The following is a 17,070-nucleotide window of genomic DNA, read 5'->3' as shown; positions in this document are numbered from 1 at the left end:
CAGACACCTGTTATCTTTACAGAAAAACATCCAGCCTCCAACTTCCTTCTTCCAACTTAATAATTAACAGCCGCACGTCCCCTTTCTCTTGTAGAAATACGCCTTTTTCTTATACACGATTTTTATGGAATATACTTTTTCTTCAATGCAGGTATCTTCCATTTTGGTTGACCCGGTTGCTTTAATGTAAATTTTGTATGCTTTATTCCCGAAAGCTTCAGGATACTCTTTCGTTGCCTTCATTGCCGGGAACAGCTCATCTTTTCCGGTAAAGTTGAACAAGGCACCTCCATCTTCCGATAGATTTGCCACAGGATTCTCCTTTCCGTCAATATAACAGCCGGCATGCATCCTGGGATCTTTCAGATCATGGAGAACAGGTTTCTGGGCCATTCCTTTTGCTGACAGTAAAAAGACCATCATGACAATGACATATTTCATAACTGCTTTATTTAACGTTAAGAAAATAAGGAAGTCCCGCTTTATAGCGGTTCAGTCGGTCCGGCAATCCGTTGTAACCTCCGTTGATGGCTTTGGTGATTTTCTTGAAAACCAAAAGGTTGTTTCCGGTATCGATGCTTTTGGTAATGTCGATCTGGTCAGCAAGATCGTTCAGCTTCCGGGTGTTCCAGAACCATCCGGCACTTTTCGCTGCATTTTCCAGCTGGGCCGTGCTGCATTTAGTAACATTTTTCCCGCCCAAAAACGTCGGATTCGCAACGAAATCCGTTCCCAGTGCTTTGGAAACAGCCAGGTAATTGGCTCTTCCGGTAATCTGGATGAGGCCGCGTCCCTTGAATTTTACGCCGTCGCCTTTCTGGGTATTTCCTAAATCTTTCCTGCCTTCGTAAGCACTTCCGCTGGCCAGTTCTTCCGTATAAAAAAGGCCGCCGCTTTCATGCCCGACCTGTGCCAGAAAATTCAGCATTCTTGCAGGTGTATTGATTGAAAATTTGTTGCATGTTTCGACAACATAAGGTAAAAACTTGGAAGCATAGTCCGATTTGGAACAGGTGGCTTCTTTCAATTGTCCGAGTGTAAGCATGGTTTTTGTTTTTAAAATTACTTTCGTAAAAGTATTAAAAAAAACAAAGCGCCGCTCAGGAAAATCCTTTGTTTTCAGCAGGTATCGATACGGATTTATTTTACAGTCAATGCATTAGACAGAAGGCTGAAAGAAAGATGCTGGGCGCCGGAAGTTTCTCTTGTCAGAAAGAGGATCAAAGATCCGGATCATCAAACTAAATTTTTTATCACTTTATCAGAGAAATTCTTATTTAATACTGAATTACCAGCTTTGGTTATTTTTCGATCATGGTGTTTTAAAGTTCCTAAGTGATTTATCGAAAATAGAAAGTGAATTTGAAACACTTTAACTTAGTGAAAAAATACGTACTATACAAAATTACTGGCAAGATCTTAACCGAAATACTTCCAGCATCGAGCACCCGTCTTCCAGCCTATTCATCCGATTTGTACCTCGAATTAATCTTCACAAGCCCTCCAGACGGCGTCATTCTGCGGAACCGGCGCAATGATTTCTATATTTTCCTTCGTCACGGGATGGATGAATTCCAGCTTCCGGGCATGAAGGTTGATTCCGCCGTCGGGATTTGAACGCGGAGCCCCGTATTTCAGATCCCCTTTGATGGGAACTCCGGTTTTGGATAACTGGGCACGGATCTGATGATGCCTTCCGGTCTCAAGATCGATTTCCAGCAGAAGATAATTCTCCAGCGTTTTGATGACGTGGTAAGTAAGAACCGCTTCTTTGGCACCGTCCGTTGCTTTCGGGAAAACAATGGCTTTGTTGTTCCTTTCGTTTTTCTTCAGGTAATGAACCAGCTTCTGGCTTTTGGGAATCATTTCCTTTGCCACTACTGCCCAGTACGTTTTTTTTACCTCGCGGTTTTTCACCATCTGTGTAAGACGCGATAAAGCCTTGGATGTTTTAGCATAGATCACCAGGCCTGAAGTCGGCCGGTCGATCCGGTGAACCAGCCCGAGAAATACATTCCCCGGCTTTTCATCCCTTTTTTTTATGAAATTCTTAATGGCTTCCAATAAGGATTCGTCGCCGGTCTTATCACCCTGCACCAGCTGTCCGACTTTTTTATTGATTACCAGAAGATGGTTATCTTCATATACAATCTGTTCTTCCATACGCTATTGACGATAACCTTTTCTGCCGGAAAATGTAAGGATCAGCCCTACAAAAACGGCAAGGGTTTTAATAGATTCCATTCTTGAGCCTACCGGAATCAGCAAGCCTCCCAGGACACAAACGGCGGCGGCGGCATACATTCCGTAAACAAAATTCTTATTCTTTAAAAAAGGAGCCTGCAGAAAGAAGCTGATCCCAATAAGAGCATAAAAAATTTTCCGGGATAATAAATTATTGATTTCCGGGGAGAAAATATTGAACCATCCTGCGACAAGGCAGAACAATGCGATGATGGAAATAATCCCCTGGGTTTGCTGTGGGTTTCTCATGAATTAATAACTTTCGCTTTCGTTGGGGAAGTCCTGCCCTTTTACATCTTTTACATACTGTGCTACGGCACCGGTAATTTCTGTATAAAGATCTAAATATCTTCTTAAAAATTTCGGACTGAAACCTTTGTTCATTCCTACCATGTCGTGGTATACCAGCACCTGACCGTCACAATGGGCTCCTGCTCCGATCCCGATGGTCGGAATGGAAACGGCTTCCGTTACTTTCTTTGCCAAATCGGCAGGGATTTTTTCCAAAACCACGGCAAAACATCCCAGTTCTTCCAGCAGCTGCGCATCGGCAATCAGCTTTTCCGCTTCCGCCTCTTCTTTTGCTCTTACTTTATAGGTTCCGAATTTGTAAATCGACTGTGGCGTCAATCCCAGATGCCCCATTACTGGAATTCCGGCGTTGATGATTTTCTTGATTGATTTTGAAATTTCCTTTCCGCCTTCGATCTTCACGGCATGCGCACCGCCTTCCTTCATCATCCGTACTGCAGATTCCAGGGCCTTCTCAGGATTGCTCTGGTATGTTCCGAAAGGTAAGTCGGCCACCACCAATGCCCGGTCTGTTCCTCTTACCACACTCTGGGAATGGTAGATCATCTGGTCCAGCGTAATCGGCAGCGTAGTCTCAAAACCCGCCATAACATTCGCTGCAGAATCTCCGATCAGAACCGCATCAATTCCTCCTGCATCCACCATTTTTGCTGTGGTAAAATCGTATGCCGTCAGCATGGTTATTTTTTCCTTGTCGAATTTCATTTTACGCAAGGTTTCCGTGGTAACTTTTTTAATTTCAGAGTGAACAGACATAATGTATCTATTTTTTAAAAGTTAAAAAGTCGGCGCTGAGCCGACTTAAAGTTTGTATGATTTATAAAACTACGTGACCGAGTTTCATTAATTTGTCGTGGTTGAGAATCCTAATGTTCCGCCCGTCCACTTCGATGAGCTGGTCTCCTTTAAACTCGGAGATCAGGCGGATGGCACTTTCGGTAGCCGTTCCGATAATGTTGGCAATTTCTTCCCGCGTTAAAGAAATTTTAATAAAGCCTTCCGGATCAACGCCTAATTTCTGCTCCAGAAGCAATAAAATTTCGGCCAGCCTTTCCCGGACGGTCTTCTGTGCCAGGAACGTAATGGTATTGGACGATTCTCCCAATTCGTAAGCAATCTTCTGCAGCATCACAAAAGAAAGCTGGGGATCTACCTCCAGAAGATACATGAAGATGTCTGCCGGCAGAAAAGTGGCTTCAATATCCGTCATCGCTTCAGCCTTGGCCTGGAAATTTTCACCGCAAAGCAGAGAACGGTAACCGATGATATCGCCTTCTTTGATAAACCGTAAAATCTGGTCTTTTCCGAAAGCTCCCGATTTGGAAAGCTTGGCAGCCCCTTTTTCCAACACAAAAACGCCTTTCGGAGTTTCGCCGTCTTCGAAAATAGTATCATGCTTATGAAAAGAGAACTTCTTTTTCCCATTGATGTATTTTTCAAAATCGGCGCTGGAAAGTCTTTCCTTGAACGATTTATCACTAAATACCCTGGCAAACCTCTCTTCAATTGCAATCTGTTGTTCCTGCGACATTCTATATGACATTTATCACAAAAATAGAACTTTTTAACTCGATAAACAAAAAAATTTGTTATAATTTTGTAGTTCAATAATTTATGAAGGTGAGTGAGAACTGTTTTCATTGTGGTCAGGGGATCGAGAAGGAAAGGATTCTGTTTGATGAAAAGACTTTCTGCTGCAACGGTTGCAGATCGGTTTACGAAATTCTGAATACCAATAACTTAAGTAATTTCTACGAATTAAATAAACGGGCCGGGATCCGTCCGGACGCAAGCGCTTCACAGTTTGACTATCTTGATACCCAGGAAATTTTCGATAAGATTACGGATTTTTCAGAAGGCGGTACCAGCCTGGTGACTTTCAAGATTCCCGTTATCCATTGCTCTTCGTGTATCTGGCTGCTGGAAAGCCTGCATACGCTGAATAAAAACATCAAATATTCCCAGGTTAATTTTACAAGAAAGACCCTGCAGATCTCTTTTAACCATAACGAACTAAAATTAAGCGAATTAGCCAGTTTTTTAACTAATTTAGGCTACAAGCCCGTTATCAGTCTGGAAACAGCAGATAAAAATGTGGAACATCTCGACAAGTCACTGTTGGTTAAGTTTGCCATTGCCGCTTTTGCTTTCGGAAACGGGATGTTTCTGGCGTTTCCGGAATACATCGGTGGTGAAGATTACTGGATGGAGCATTACAAAGGCCTTTTCAGGGCTTTAATGTGTTTACTGGCGATTCCGGTGGTGGTCTATTCCGCCTCGGATTATTATAAATCGGCCTGGTATGGTCTTAAAAACGGAATCGTAAATATCGACGTCCCGATTGTACTTGGGATCATCGTTCTTTTCGGGCGAAGCCTGTATGAAGTGGCCACCAATTACGGTCCGGGCTATTTCGATACGCTGTGCGGACTTCTGTTCTTCATGCTCTTGGGCAAAATTTTCCAGAAGAGAACCTACAATGCGCTTTCGTATGACCGGGATTACAAATCTTTTTACCCGATTGCCGTAACGAAGGTTGATTTTGAAGGAAAACAGGAAAACATCCTGCTTTCAGACGTTAAAGTCGGAGACCGGATTTTAGTACGGAACCAGGAAATCATTCCGGTGGACGCTATCCTGATCAATGGAGAAGGGAATATCGACAACAGTTTCATTACCGGGGAAAGCGAGAGCATCAGTAAACAGCCTGGCGACAAGATCTTTGCGGGCGGCAAACAGATCGGTTCGTCTCTGGAACTTGAAGTGATCAAAGATGTGGACCAGAGCTACCTGACCCAGCTGTGGAATAAAGAAGCCTTTAAAAAGCACGAGACCGGACTGGATACGCTGACGAATACCATCAGCAAATATTTCACATTCATCATTTTAGGCATTGCGCTTGTCGCAGGAATTTACTGGGCCACCGTTGATCTGGAGAAAATGTTCCAGGTAATTTCCGCGATCCTGATCATCGCCTGCCCTTGTGCGCTGGCCTTATCGGCTCCGTTTACCTTCGGGCATATCATGAGGATTTTAGGCCGAAATAAATTTTACGTAAAGGATACCCTGACAATTGAAAAAATTGCAAAACTGGATACGATTGTTTTCGACAAAACCGGAACGATCACCCACCGTAAAAAGTCGAATATCAGGTTTGAAGGTCCGGAAGTTTCTGAATTTGACCTGCTGAATATTAAAACTTTACTAAAAAATTCCAATCACCCTCTTTCCAAATCCCTCTACGAATTCATCGAAGCAAAAGATGAGTATTTCCCGGTGGACCATTTCAGGGAGATTTCAGGAAAAGGATACGAAGCAAGCGTAAGAGGAACTGTGTACAAAATCGGTTCGGCAAAATATAACGGTCAGGAATCCAAAAACCTTGAAACGGCCGTATATATCAGCAGGAACAATGAGTTTATAGGAAAATTCATTTTTAAAAATGAGTACCGTGAACACCTGAAAGACCTGTTCAGAAAGCTGACCCATTATAAAGTTTACATTCTGAGCGGTGATAATTCTTCGGAGGAAGAGCAGCTGAAAGAACTGATCCCGGATTACAAGGCGATGGCATTTAACCAAAACCCTGAGGATAAACTGAACTACATCCAGAACCTTCAGAACCGGAAGATGAAAGTGGCGATGCTCGGTGACGGACTGAATGACGCGGGTGCACTGAAACAGAGCAATGTAGGCATTGCAATTGCCGATGATTCAAACAGCTTTACCCCGTCTTCGGATGTCATCATGAACGGGGAAAAAGTGGTGACTCTGGACCGTTACCTGAATGTCTGCAAAGGCTCGATCACGATTGTGAAAATCACATTTATAATCAGTTTTCTTTACAATATCGTTGGTTTAAGCTATGCAGTAACCGGGCACATGCACCCTCTCTTTGCTGCACTGATCATGCCGGCCAGTTCAATTACGGTGGTTTCCTTTACGACACTTTCCACCTGGATCCTGGGCAGAAAGTATTTTAAAAAACGGCCTTAAACAGGCTTATTTAGACTGATTTTAAATTAGCTAAAACCGGTATTTCGTGATGAAAGTCATTATTTTTCATTAAATTTGAACCCCGAAAATAGGTTAATTTTGTTGTCTAATGGATATTCTGTATTTAATGATCCTTTGCAGCGTTTCTTTGGCTGCTGTTTTCCTGGTTGTGTTTATCATATACGCAAGAAAAGGGCAGTTTGAGGATGATGAATCCCCGGCTGTCAGAATTCTGTTCGACTCCGATGAAATCAAGGAAAAGGAAGAGCCCGACAACAAAGAAGACCTGAAAAACAAAGGAGAAAATAATAAAATTGAAGATAAAAGTGAATAGTTGATATGGAAACACAAAAGTTTAGTTATGACAACAGTATTGTCCGGGCATTCCTCTATGCTACCGTAGCTTTCGGGATCATAGGGTTTTTATTCGGGCTTACGGCGGCATTAATGCTTTTCTATCCTGAGCTTCCGGAATTCCTTTTCGGAACCGATGATACGACCATTAAGAGTTTAGGTGGCGGTATCGACGGATTGATAAAAACGCATGGTGCATTCGGGTTCGGAAGGATCAGGATGCTGCACACGACCACTGTAATTTTTGCATTCGTAATGAATGTGGTTTATGTAGGGGTTTATTACTCGTTACAGAGATTATTAAAAACAAGAATGTACAGCGACACCTTATCATGGATCCATTTCTGGACATGGCAGATTATGATCCTGGTAACTTACGTTACATTCTTTATGGGAATCAATACTTCCAAAGAATATGCAGAGCATGAATGGCCTATCGATATCCTGATTGCTTTCTCATGGATTATTTTCGGAGCAAACATGTTCCTGACGATCGCCAATAGAAGGGTAAGACACCTTTATGTAGCCATCTGGTTCTACGTAGGTACATGGATTGCAGTAGCGATGCTGCATATCTTCAACAACCTGGAAGTTCCTCTGTCTTTCACAGGATGGAAATCCTATTCAGCTTATGCAGGGGTAAAAGACGCTATCGTACAATGGTGGTACGGGCACAATGCCGTAGCATTCGTTCTTACGACACCGGTACTGGGATTAATGTATTATTTCTTACCGAAAGCGGCAGACCGACCGGTATTCTCCTATAAATTATCGATCATTCACTTCTGGTCACTGATCTTCGTATACATCTGGGCGGGTCCTCACCACCTTCAGTATACCGCTCTTCCGGCCTGGGCCCAGGCAGTGGGGACAGGATTCTCGATCATGCTGATCGCCCCGTCATGGGGAGGAATGCTGAACGGGCTTCTTACCTTAAGAGGAGCGTGGGATAAAGTAAGGGAAAACCCTATTCTTAAATTCTTTGTGGTAGCCGTTACCTGTTATGGGATGGCCACTTTTGAAGGGCCGCTATTGGCAACAAAAAACATCAATAAAATCGGTCACTTTACCGATTGGGTAATCGGACACGTACACTTAGGTGCTCTTGGATGGAATGGTTTCATGGCATTCGGGGTAATCTATTATCTGATCCCGATCCTTTGGAGAACGAAATTATATTCCGTAAAATTAGCGAACTGGCATTTCTGGCTGGGAACACTGGGAATCATTTTCTATGCGGTACCGATGTATATTTCAGGTTTTACGCAAGGGTTAATGTGGAAGCAGTTCAACCCGGACGGAACTTTGGTTTGGAAAAACTGGCTGGATACGGTGACAGCAATCATTCCTTACTTTAAAATGAGATTCGTAGGAGGATTGTTCTATCTTTCAGGAGCTATCCTGATGGTGGTAAACCTTGTAGCAACTGTAAGAAAAGGATCATTCCAGAAAGATGTACCGGCAGAAGCTCCGGCTTTGGCTAACATCAGCAAAAAACGTAAAGAAGGGGAAGGAACCCACCTTTGGCTGGAAAGAACTCCGGTATTGATGGGAATCTTATCTTTATTAACGATCTCCATCGGTAGTATGGTGGAAATCATTCCTACGCTTTCGCTTAAGAAAAGTGTACCTACGATTTCAGCGGTAAAACCTTATTCGCCGCTTGAACTGGAAGGCAGGGATATTTATATCAGAGAAGGCTGTAACGCCTGTCACTCACAGATGGTAAGACCTTTCAGGGATGAGATCGTAAGATTCAACGGTAAAAACGGACAGTACTCCAAAGCAGGGGAATTCGTTTACGACAGACCTTTCCTTTGGGGATCAAAGAGAACCGGACCGGATTTGCACAGAGAAGGAGGTAAAAACCCGAGTTCTTGGCACTACAAGCACATGTATAACCCGAGATCAACGTCAGCAGGTTCCATCATGCCCCGTTACCCTTGGCTGATCGCTACCGATCTGGACCGGTCTAAGATGGTAGACAAAATGAAGCTGATGAAGAATGCTTTTGAGGTACCTTACACCAAATCTGAAATCGATTCTGCCAACTCATGGGCTAACAACCAGGCTTCAAAAATCGTAAGAGACATCATGTCTGAAGCACCGGATTTGAAGCAGGCCTATGCGAAGAGACCGAAAGGAGAACTGGAGAAAAAAGAAGTGGTAGCGCTTATATCTTATCTTCAGAGATTAGGAACGGATATTAAGACGACTGAAATTAAAACAGCAAGTAATAACTAATATTAAAGGTTCACATCATGATCCCTCAGAATTTTAAAGACATCTTATCCAACACCGACAATGCCGGTTTTTACCAGACGTTGGCTTTGATATTCTTTTTGCTGTTCTTCATCAGCCTGGTAATTTATGTTTTCAGCAAGCCTAAAAAATATTACAAGGAAGAAGAGGAAGCTCCCCTGCAGGATGATCAGGATGACGATTTTAATTTAAAAAATTAATTTTATTATGAAACAAAGAACACCGGTTGTTATAAACATCCTCATCATAGTCGTACTTTTAGTTATTTTTTACTACCTGTTTGTACAGAGTTATCAATTCTTAAGCTCACCTTATTTCTGGGGAACCGTGATCATTGCCGGTATTCTGGCGTACATCCACGGAGCTATCGGGGACCTTGTTGAAAACAACAAGTTCAAGAAATTATCTCCTGAAGAAAAGGCGGCTTATCTGGCTGAGAAAAAAGTACCTTATTTTAAGAGATTATACAACGCAGCATTCAAGAAGCAATCTGCCGCAGAGGAAAAGGATATCCTTATCGATCATGGCTTCGACGGGATCATGGAATTGGATAACCAATTGCCGAAATGGTGGGTAGGCCTGTTCTATTTTGGGACCGCTTTTTGTATTCTATACGTAGCAGCCTACTCTTTTACTGACTTTGCCCACCCAATCAACGAGTACGAGCAGGAATATAAAGAGCAGATTGCAGCAATTGATATCTATAACAAAACCCAGCCTCCTGTAACCATTGAAACGGCTAAATATTCGGCAGATAATATTGCGGAAGGTAAGGAATTGTTTAAAACCAACTGTGCATCCTGCCATAAGGAAGACGGCGGTGGCGGTATCGGACCTAACCTTACCGACAAATTCTGGATCAACCAGCCTGAGAAGACGTTGTTTAAAAACGTATTTCACATGGACTGGAACGGTTCGCCAAACAATCCTGCGATGAGAGCCTTCGGTAAGAACGGAGAGGTTTCGGGAGCTGAAATTGAAAAGATTGCAGCTTATGTATACCACATCAACCAGGAATTGCCTCCGGTTACGGAAGCTCAGGGCGGTGCAGCTCCTCAGGGAACTGAAGCGCATTGGGAAAAAGAATAATTTTAAATAAAAATTAAGCATATGAGAAACATAATTTGTTATTAGAATAAAAAATAATAACGAATTATGTTTTTCTTTTTTAAATACTATTGCAAATGGCAAATATAGAAGAAACAGAAGCACGCGGCGGACAAGGGCAGGTTCTGGACCCTGAAACTTACAGAGATTCTATTGGCACCATGGATCAGTCCGGGAAGAGAAAATGGGTATATCCCAGAAAACCGAGAGGGAAATTCACCAACTACCGGCATCTTGTAAGCTATACTTTATTACTCATTTATTTTGCGGTACCTTTCATTAAAATTAATGGAAACCCGCTGATCTTATTTAATGTGATCGACAGGGAGTTCTTTATTTTCGGACAGCCCTTCTATCCTCAGGATTTTTTCATTCTTACTTTGGGGGCTATTGCTTCTCTGATATTCATTATTGTGTTTACGATTGCTTTCGGCAGAATTTTCTGCGGGTGGATCTGCCCTCAGACAATTTTCCTAGAAATGATTTTCCGTAAAATAGAATATGCGATTGAAGGAGACCGGAACAGACAGATGAAGCTCGACCGGCAGGAATGGAATACTGAAAAAATCTGGAAAAGGGGACTGAAATGGACAATCTATCTTTTTATCTCGTTGATTATTACCCATTTTATGTTTATGTATATCGTGGGATATAAAGAAGTGATAAAAATCGTATCCGAAGGACCTTTTGCCCACCCTACCAATTTTATTGTAATGATCCTTCTGACGGCAGCCTTTTATTTCGTATTCGCCTGGTTCAGAGAACAGGTTTGTACGTTGGTCTGCCCATACGGAAGATTACAGGGTGTGCTGATTGATAAAGATACGGTAAATGTTTTCTACGATTTCAAGAGAGGGGAAAACAGAGCCAAATGGAGAAAAGGGGAAGACCGTAAAGCAGCAGGGAAAGGAGACTGTATCGACTGTCACCAGTGTGTGGTGGTCTGCCCTACCGGAATCGACATCAGAGACGGACAGCAGCTGGAATGCGTCAACTGTACCGCCTGTATCGACGCCTGTGATGAAGTAATGGAGAAAGTAGGATTACCGAAAGGACTGATCCGGTATGCTACCGAAAATGAAATCGAGAAACAGACCGAGTTTAAATTCTCCGGCAGGATGAAAGGTTTTGCAGTTATCCTCGTACTGTTAACTGCATTTTTGGGTTATCTTTTATACAACAGAGGTGAAATGGAAGCTAAATTCATTAAGCCGGCAGGAAGTACCTTCTTTGTAAGGGATGGCAATATTACCAACACGTATAATTACACCTTCCTTAACAAAACGAATGATAAGAAACTGGTGACGATTAAAGTTATCGAGCCAAAGCATGGAGAGGTGATTTACAGCGGTTCCAGTAAAATTCCTGTGGAAAGAGATAAAATTACCAAAGGGACGGTAAATATCAGCTTCCCTGAAAGTGAGATGAACCTTTCAAAACAGAACATCACCATCGGCGTCTACGATATGAACGGTAAGCTGATCGATTCTTATCAGACTTATTTTGAAGGACCATTTAAATTACAATTTTAACCATCATCCATCCTCACGATTGAATATTGATCGTGAGGATCTTTATAAGCAATACAGAAAGAAATGAAAAATTTTAGTTGGGGACACGGCGTATTCATCGCATTAGCAGCATTTATTATCTTTATTTTATCGATGCTGTTCCTTTTCCCGAACGGACAGAAAAATTCTGAGATGGTAACGGACAATTACTATGAAGAAGAACTGAAATACCAGGATGTGATTGATGCTAAAAAAAGAGCTGATACATTACAGGAAAAACCGGTATACAGCCAGGATAAAGCAGGGATTAAAATTACCTTTCCGCAGGATTACAATAACTCCAATGCCACGGTAAAATTCGTTATGAACAGAACCGATGACCAGAATCTGGACATTCATAAAGCGGTACAGCTTGATGCGAACCGCTCCTTTACGATTCCTGCCCAGGTTTTGAAAATGGGAAGTTATACTTTACGTTTGAACTGGACAAAAGACAAGACCGACTACCGACTGGATTATGATGTGATATGGAAATAGCACTTATTATATCAGCCATCGGATTGGGTTTCGCCTCAGGATTCCATTGTGTGGGAATGTGCGGACCGATTGCCCTTTCCATGGGGCTGACCAAAAAACAGGCCACCAATTTTTACCTTCAGAACCTGACGTACCAATTCGGCAGGATTTTCACTTACTCTCTGTTGGGAGCAATCCTGGGGATTATCGGAGAAGGCTTTGAAATGGCCGGATTTCAGAAATACCTTACGATCGCCGTAGGAGTTCTGCTAATTATCATGGCGCTTTTTTCTTTCGGAGGAAAGGACTTTGCTTCGAAGATACCTTTTATTTCTAGGTTTCTATTCAAAGTAAAATCGAATCTCGGAAGACTGCTTCAGAAAGCAGATTACCGCTCCAGATTTACTACCGGCGTATTAAACGGGTTTTTACCCTGCGGAATGGTCTATATGGCCTTAACTGCAAGCTTGGCAAGCGGCGGAATAGCACAGGGCGCTTTATATATGGCTTTATTCGGACTGGGTACTCTTCCGTTTATGTTTGCTGTCGTTCTGGTGGGAAACCTGATGAATCAGGCATTCCGGGTAAAAGTCTTGAAAGTCATCCCTGTAGTAATGATCATTTTAGGCGGACTGTTTATCGTCAGAGGTATGGAATTAGGCATTCCCTACATTTCTCCCAGAGCAGAAGCCATGACGGTTTCCAAAGACAACCAGGGCGACTGCCATTTGCCGGGAGATCACAGCACCCATGATCATAGCAAAGTGAACTGCCATTAGGTATTCTTAAAAGAACAAAATTATTATTAAGTAAACCACCGGAATTTTCGGTGGTTTTTTGATTAAGTCTAAAATTATATCATTCTTACCTGATGTAAATTTCGTAAGAAAACTCCTTCGAATCAACAGGGGTCATTCCTTTGATCTGTGATCTTTTAACAAGGGAATTTATTTCTGAAGCCCTGACCATCCTTTTTCCGTCGGTAGAAATAGGCTCTTCCGGTGATGAAATTTTCAGCCATCCGCCGTTGTTGATCAGATAATATTCATAACCGATCTCAAAAAATACTTTTTGATTATTACTTTTTGCTGCTTCGAGCTTATTTTTAAAATCTAATTTTTCTTTTACCGCTCTGAATCCTGATAATACCGAATCAAATGAAGAATCCTTATTAGAGGTCATCTCAGAAAAAGAATTTCCTGCTCTGCTATCTTTTTGTATGATTCCGAAGTAATACGTACTGCGGATCACATTTCCTAGGTTTCCCCAGTTTTCTGTCTGAACGAAAGTGGTATATCCTTTTTTTTTCACCCGGATTTTAAAATGAACCGGCCCATCTCCAGAATGATTGATCTTACCCGTAAAGTATCCCTTGGCATCGGTAGTCGCGATCAGGAGCCCTTTTTCATCGTAGAGTTGCGCGTTTTCCAAAGCATTTAAATTGGCAGCATCCACAACAAGTCCTGCAACTTCTATCATATTTACTTTCTTGGTATCAAATTCTATTTCAGAAGCATTTAATGATACAGAGAAAACAATGCACAGCAATAAAAGAACATTAAAATTTTTTTTCATTTGTTTTAGAATATTTTCATGGTTAATTATTTATAAATGAAAATGCCCTTTTTAAAAGGGCATTTGTATCAGTTGATCACATCAAATCTCGCATAGTCCGCAATCTTCTTCGGAAGCTTAATGCCTTCTTCGGTCTGGTTATTTTCCAGCAAAGCAGCCATAATTCTCGGCAGAGCCATGGCAGAACCGTTTAGGGTGTGGACGAGCTGGGATTTTCCGTCTGTTTTGTAACGGCACTTCAGCCTGTTGGCCTGAAAGGTTTCGAAATTGGAGACGGAACTTACTTCAAGCCACATTTCCTGGGCTGCGCTCCATACCTCGAAATCATAGGTCATCGCAGAAGCAAAGCCGGTATCACCTCCGCAGAGTCTGAGTACCCGGTAAGGCAGCTCCAGATCCGTAAGAATTTCTTTGATATGCTCCACCATTTCTTCCAGCACGGCATAAGAGTTTTCAGGCTTTTCAATTCTTACGATTTCTACCTTTTCAAACTGGTGAAGACGGTTCAGGCCTCTTACGTGGGCACCGTAGCTTCCCGCTTCTCTTCTGTAGCATTGGGAAAAAGCCGTATTCTTTATCGGTAAATCTTTTTCTTCCAGCAAAACATCGCGGTAAAGATTTGTTACCGGAACTTCCGCCGTAGGGATCAGGTATAAATCATCTGCCTGGATGTAGTACATCTGCCCTTCTTTATCCGGAAGCTGGCCCGTTCCATATCCGGAAGCTTCATTCACAACGTGAGGCGGGTTTACCTCAGTGTATCCCTTTTCAACATTTTTATCAAGGAAATACTGAACCAAAGCTCTCTGCAACCGGGCTCCTTTTCCTAAATACACAGGAAAACCGGCACCGGCAATTTTAACCCCCAGCTCAAAATCGATCAGGTTATATTTTTTCGCCAGTTCCCAGTGCGGGATAGCTCCTTCCCCCAGGCCTTCCACGTCGTGAGACTGGTAAATAATTTCATTGTCATCCGCAGAAGCCCCGCTTTTTACGAGTTCGTTCGGAATATTCGGCAATTGGTACAGGATATTGATCAATTCTTTTTCCTTGACATCCAGCTGAGATTTCAATTCCGAGATCGACTCTTTATATTTTGCGGTTTTAGATTTTGCGGATTCAGCTTCTTCTTTCTTCCCTTCTTTCATTAAAAGCCCGATTTCTTTCGAGATTTTATTGCTTTCGGCAAGCTGGGAATCCAATTCAAACTGAATTTTCTTTCTTTCCTCGTCGGTAGTGATCGCTTCATCTACCAACCCGGGATTTCTGAATTGTCTTTTCTGAAGACCTTCTAAAACGCGTTCTTTGTTGTCGCGCAAAAAATTGACTTGTAACATTTTATTTAGATGTTAGTTATTAGAATGTTGAACATCTGGATGTCAACCGTTTTGCAAAGGTATTAAATTTATTTTACGATGGTTACCACATTGGAGGCACCCGGTGTTTTTGTAAACCTCAGGGTATCGTTATAATATACTTTCGAGACTTCAAACACAGATGGCGTCATCCGGTATTGTATTTCCAGCTTTTCGTTGATCGTATCAAGAATGGTATTGTTACGCTTCTTAATTAAAGAAACGGCAATAACCGAATGGTAGGTTTTATTATTGGGATCAAGGGTATCCAGCCCGATTCTCCTTGCGCCTGCAATGTATTCGATGAAAAGCGTGGAATCGGCAGTCGCCCGTAGCGTACTGCTTACAGGGGCGATATCCTTGATTCCGTTTACGTCATTCATGGAATAGGTAAAGTATGTCTGGTCCTTCTTCTGGTGAAGCAGATCCCGACCGGCACCGTTTTTCATGTAGATATTTAAAATCTGATCGATCTTCTGCAGATCATCATCGCCCGTCCTGCAGCTCAGAACAGCTAAACATACGACCAGGATTCCGAAAACAATATTCCTCATTTCCAACAAAGATAAAAACTTATTTTTATTCCGTCCTCCTATTTTTTCTTTAAGACCTTATTTAAAAGTAAACTGATCTCGGCTTTTGAAAGGAAATAATCCCGGATCCTGAATTCCGTCATCTTATAAAACTGCCAGAACAGAAGCCCGGACGAGAGACAATATGAAATAGAAGTCACAATGCAGGCTCCTGAAATTCCCCATCTCGGAATTACGTAGAAAGAAGAAATAATCGTAAAAATCAGTCCGATCAGTGATTTTACATTAAGAATCCTGAGCTTATTGATTCCTGCAAAATAATAACCGATAATATTGCTTACGGCAATGGCAAGGATGCCCGGTGAAAGCAGAAGCACGATTTCCTTGGTACGGCTGAAATCCTTTCCGAAAATCACGGCATACACCTGAGCAGGGATCATAAGCATCATCACAATAAATACTAAAGTAATTAAAAAACTCATTTTCAAGGAAACCTTTGTTTTCTCAATGGCTTCCACAGGGCTTTTGTTGTTTACCACATCCGCGTACAACACCAGGGAAAGGCTGCGGCTGACCGTCCATACCGCTTCAGAAAAGGCTATACCCACTGAAAAAATCCCGACGCTGGCAATTCCTTTAAAATATTCCAGAAAGTAAAAAGACAACCGGTAATTCAGAAACTGAAGAAAAGCGCTTACCTGCGTTTTCCATCCGTAATCGAAAAGCTTATAACCGGCCGCCTTTGGGAATGATAATTTTTTAAAGCTACACGGTCTCAGTACCTGAATGGCACTGACCAGAAATAAAAGCCCGAAACAGCTGATCTGGGCAATAAAATAAGCTTCAACGGAAGTTATACGGATCAGGTAAATAATAATGATAATAAAAGCGATATGCACCACCTGCTGCAATACCGTATACAGGTTAAACATTCGGATGTTCTGCTGACCGACAAACAGATTTACATTGGCCGCCAGCAATGCCGATAAAACAGACAGGATCACCAGGTAGCATGAATATTCCGGAGCCTGGTTAAAACTGAAAACAACAGAAACAACACCTCCTATGAGAACAGACCATAGATAGGCAAAAGGCAAAATCTCTTCAGTCCTGTATCTTTTCGCGAAGTAGCTCATGCTGCTCCCCACAAAGACATTGGCAAAAAAACTGATAACGGTAAGATTGGCCACCATAATGGAAATGGTTCCCTTTCCTTCGCTTCCCCACTGATTGGTTGTATAAATGACCAGTCCGAAATTTAGGATCAGAATCAAAAACCGCGAAACAAAAGTCTTAAAAATAGTC

General features: G+C 42.2%; 18 protein-coding genes. 8 read left to right on the top strand and 10 right to left on the bottom strand.

Annotation, left to right across the window (positions count from 1 at the left end; all coding sequences use genetic code 11):
• Positions 1 to 63: 63 nt before the first annotated feature.
• The 6 genes from CHA01nite_RS07810 to CHA01nite_RS07785 all read right to left on the bottom strand — a co-directional run bounded on the left by CHA01nite_RS07810 (position 64) and on the right by CHA01nite_RS07785 (position 4,087).
• Positions 64 to 441, bottom strand: coding sequence for a hypothetical protein (locus CHA01nite_RS07810; RefSeq protein ID WP_146940754.1), 378 nt, complete (start codon positions 439 to 441; stop codon positions 64 to 66).
• Between the two features lie 7 nt (positions 442 to 448).
• Positions 449 to 1,045: a glycoside hydrolase family 19 protein gene (locus CHA01nite_RS07805; protein WP_146940753.1), complete on the bottom strand. Its 597-nt coding sequence runs from the start codon at positions 1,043 to 1,045 to the stop codon at positions 449 to 451.
• A 440-nt stretch (positions 1,046 to 1,485) separates the two neighbouring features.
• The gene (locus tag CHA01nite_RS07800; RefSeq protein ID WP_146940752.1) at positions 1,486 to 2,163 is read right to left on the bottom strand and encodes an RluA family pseudouridine synthase; all 678 of its coding nucleotides are present in this window, start codon (positions 2,161 to 2,163) and stop codon (positions 1,486 to 1,488) included.
• Positions 2,164 to 2,166: 3 nt separating this feature from the next.
• Positions 2,167 to 2,493 carry a hypothetical protein gene (locus CHA01nite_RS07795; protein ID WP_146940751.1) on the bottom strand — a complete coding sequence of 109 codons (327 nt, stop codon included), beginning with the start codon at positions 2,491 to 2,493 and terminating at the stop codon, positions 2,167 to 2,169.
• Positions 2,494 to 2,496: 3 nt separating this feature from the next.
• On the bottom strand, positions 2,497 to 3,312 hold the full coding sequence (gene panB, locus CHA01nite_RS07790) for a 3-methyl-2-oxobutanoate hydroxymethyltransferase (RefSeq protein ID WP_146940750.1): 816 nt from the start codon (positions 3,310 to 3,312) through the stop codon (positions 2,497 to 2,499).
• Positions 3,313 to 3,373: 61 nt separating this feature from the next.
• Positions 3,374 to 4,087 carry a Crp/Fnr family transcriptional regulator gene (locus CHA01nite_RS07785; protein ID WP_146940749.1) on the bottom strand — a complete coding sequence of 238 codons (714 nt, stop codon included), beginning with the start codon at positions 4,085 to 4,087 and terminating at the stop codon, positions 3,374 to 3,376.
• 89 nt (positions 4,088 to 4,176) lie between these two features.
• Here CHA01nite_RS07785 and CHA01nite_RS07780 point away from each other — a divergent pair, with 89 nt between their 5' ends.
• From CHA01nite_RS07780 to CHA01nite_RS07745, 8 genes are all read left to right on the top strand, one after another.
• A complete protein-coding gene (locus CHA01nite_RS07780; protein WP_174771813.1) occupies positions 4,177 to 6,552 on the top strand; it encodes a heavy metal translocating P-type ATPase in 2,376 nt (791 codons plus the stop codon).
• Positions 6,553 to 6,661: 109 nt separating this feature from the next.
• Positions 6,662 to 6,886: a cbb3-type cytochrome oxidase assembly protein CcoS gene (gene ccoS / locus CHA01nite_RS07775; RefSeq protein ID WP_146940747.1), complete on the top strand. Its 225-nt coding sequence runs from the start codon at positions 6,662 to 6,664 to the stop codon at positions 6,884 to 6,886.
• Between the two features lie 5 nt (positions 6,887 to 6,891).
• A complete protein-coding gene (ccoN, locus tag CHA01nite_RS07770) occupies positions 6,892 to 9,150 on the top strand; it encodes a cytochrome-c oxidase, cbb3-type subunit I (protein ID WP_146940746.1) in 2,259 nt (752 codons plus the stop codon).
• A gap of 17 nt (positions 9,151 to 9,167) precedes the next feature.
• Positions 9,168 to 9,368 carry a CcoQ/FixQ family Cbb3-type cytochrome c oxidase assembly chaperone gene (locus CHA01nite_RS07765; protein ID WP_146940745.1) on the top strand — a complete coding sequence of 67 codons (201 nt, stop codon included), beginning with the start codon at positions 9,168 to 9,170 and terminating at the stop codon, positions 9,366 to 9,368.
• A gap of 7 nt (positions 9,369 to 9,375) precedes the next feature.
• Complete coding sequence (locus CHA01nite_RS07760; protein ID WP_146940744.1) at positions 9,376 to 10,257, top strand: cbb3-type cytochrome c oxidase N-terminal domain-containing protein; 882 nt, start codon at positions 9,376 to 9,378, stop codon at positions 10,255 to 10,257.
• 95 nt (positions 10,258 to 10,352) lie between these two features.
• Complete coding sequence (gene ccoG, locus CHA01nite_RS07755) at positions 10,353 to 11,807, top strand: cytochrome c oxidase accessory protein CcoG (protein ID WP_146940743.1); 1,455 nt, start codon at positions 10,353 to 10,355, stop codon at positions 11,805 to 11,807.
• A gap of 63 nt (positions 11,808 to 11,870) precedes the next feature.
• The gene (locus CHA01nite_RS07750; protein WP_146940742.1) at positions 11,871 to 12,323 is read left to right on the top strand and encodes a FixH family protein; all 453 of its coding nucleotides are present in this window, start codon (positions 11,871 to 11,873) and stop codon (positions 12,321 to 12,323) included.
• Positions 12,314 to 13,081, top strand: a complete 768-nt coding sequence (locus CHA01nite_RS07745; RefSeq protein WP_146940741.1) for a sulfite exporter TauE/SafE family protein — start codon at positions 12,314 to 12,316, stop codon at positions 13,079 to 13,081. The genes CHA01nite_RS07750 and CHA01nite_RS07745 overlap by 10 nt, the downstream gene beginning before the upstream one ends.
• A gap of 85 nt (positions 13,082 to 13,166) precedes the next feature.
• On the opposite strand, the gene CHA01nite_RS07740 is transcribed toward CHA01nite_RS07745, so the two are convergent.
• The 4 genes from CHA01nite_RS07740 to CHA01nite_RS07725 form a co-directional block, all read right to left on the bottom strand.
• Positions 13,167 to 13,877, bottom strand: a complete 711-nt coding sequence (locus CHA01nite_RS07740) for a peptidase associated/transthyretin-like domain-containing protein (protein ID WP_146940740.1) — start codon at positions 13,875 to 13,877, stop codon at positions 13,167 to 13,169.
• A gap of 68 nt (positions 13,878 to 13,945) precedes the next feature.
• Complete coding sequence (gene serS, locus CHA01nite_RS07735) at positions 13,946 to 15,214, bottom strand: serine--tRNA ligase (protein ID WP_146940739.1); 1,269 nt, start codon at positions 15,212 to 15,214, stop codon at positions 13,946 to 13,948.
• A 68-nt stretch (positions 15,215 to 15,282) separates the two neighbouring features.
• Positions 15,283 to 15,786 (bottom strand): hypothetical protein, encoded by a 504-nt coding sequence (locus tag CHA01nite_RS07730; protein ID WP_146940738.1) that lies wholly within the window; start codon positions 15,784 to 15,786, stop codon positions 15,283 to 15,285.
• A gap of 38 nt (positions 15,787 to 15,824) precedes the next feature.
• Positions 15,825 to 17,039 carry a lipopolysaccharide biosynthesis protein gene (locus tag CHA01nite_RS07725; protein ID WP_228458367.1) on the bottom strand — a complete coding sequence of 405 codons (1,215 nt, stop codon included), beginning with the start codon at positions 17,037 to 17,039 and terminating at the stop codon, positions 15,825 to 15,827.
• Positions 17,040 to 17,070: the final 31 nt, after the last annotated feature.

The organism is Chryseobacterium hagamense, from assembly GCF_007991455.1.
GTDB classification, from domain to species: Bacteria; Bacteroidota; Bacteroidia; order Flavobacteriales; family Weeksellaceae; genus Chryseobacterium; species Chryseobacterium hagamense.
This window is presented reverse-complemented; position numbering and strand designations above follow the sequence as displayed.

Bases quoted from the DNA above. Each gene is read 5' to 3' on its own strand.
- CHA01nite_RS07785 (WP_146940749.1), bottom strand. From the start codon at position 4,087: ATGTCGCAGGAACAACAGATTGCAATTGAAGAGAGGTTTGCCAGGGTA.
- serS (WP_146940739.1), bottom strand. From the start codon at position 15,214: ATGTTACAAGTCAATTTTTTGCGCGACAACAAAGAACGCGTTTTAGAA.
- ccoS (WP_146940747.1), top strand. From the start codon at position 6,662: ATGGATATTCTGTATTTAATGATCCTTTGCAGCGTTTCTTTGGCTGCT.
- CHA01nite_RS07805 (WP_146940753.1), bottom strand. From the start codon at position 1,045: ATGCTTACACTCGGACAATTGAAAGAAGCCACCTGTTCCAAATCGGAC.
- CHA01nite_RS07730 (WP_146940738.1), bottom strand. From the start codon at position 15,786: ATGAGGAATATTGTTTTCGGAATCCTGGTCGTATGTTTAGCTGTTCTG.
- CHA01nite_RS07810 (WP_146940754.1), bottom strand. From the start codon at position 441: ATGAAATATGTCATTGTCATGATGGTCTTTTTACTGTCAGCAAAAGGA.
- CHA01nite_RS07765 (WP_146940745.1), top strand. From the start codon at position 9,168: ATGATCCCTCAGAATTTTAAAGACATCTTATCCAACACCGACAATGCC.
- CHA01nite_RS07740 (WP_146940740.1), bottom strand. From the start codon at position 13,877: ATGAAAAAAAATTTTAATGTTCTTTTATTGCTGTGCATTGTTTTCTCT.
- CHA01nite_RS07745 (WP_146940741.1), top strand. From the start codon at position 12,314: ATGGAAATAGCACTTATTATATCAGCCATCGGATTGGGTTTCGCCTCA.
- ccoN (WP_146940746.1), top strand. From the start codon at position 6,892: ATGGAAACACAAAAGTTTAGTTATGACAACAGTATTGTCCGGGCATTC.
- ccoG (WP_146940743.1), top strand. From the start codon at position 10,353: ATGGCAAATATAGAAGAAACAGAAGCACGCGGCGGACAAGGGCAGGTT.
- CHA01nite_RS07800 (WP_146940752.1), bottom strand. From the start codon at position 2,163: ATGGAAGAACAGATTGTATATGAAGATAACCATCTTCTGGTAATCAAT.
- CHA01nite_RS07750 (WP_146940742.1), top strand. From the start codon at position 11,871: ATGAAAAATTTTAGTTGGGGACACGGCGTATTCATCGCATTAGCAGCA.
- CHA01nite_RS07760 (WP_146940744.1), top strand. From the start codon at position 9,376: ATGAAACAAAGAACACCGGTTGTTATAAACATCCTCATCATAGTCGTA.
- panB (WP_146940750.1), bottom strand. From the start codon at position 3,312: ATGTCTGTTCACTCTGAAATTAAAAAAGTTACCACGGAAACCTTGCGT.
- CHA01nite_RS07795 (WP_146940751.1), bottom strand. From the start codon at position 2,493: ATGAGAAACCCACAGCAAACCCAGGGGATTATTTCCATCATCGCATTG.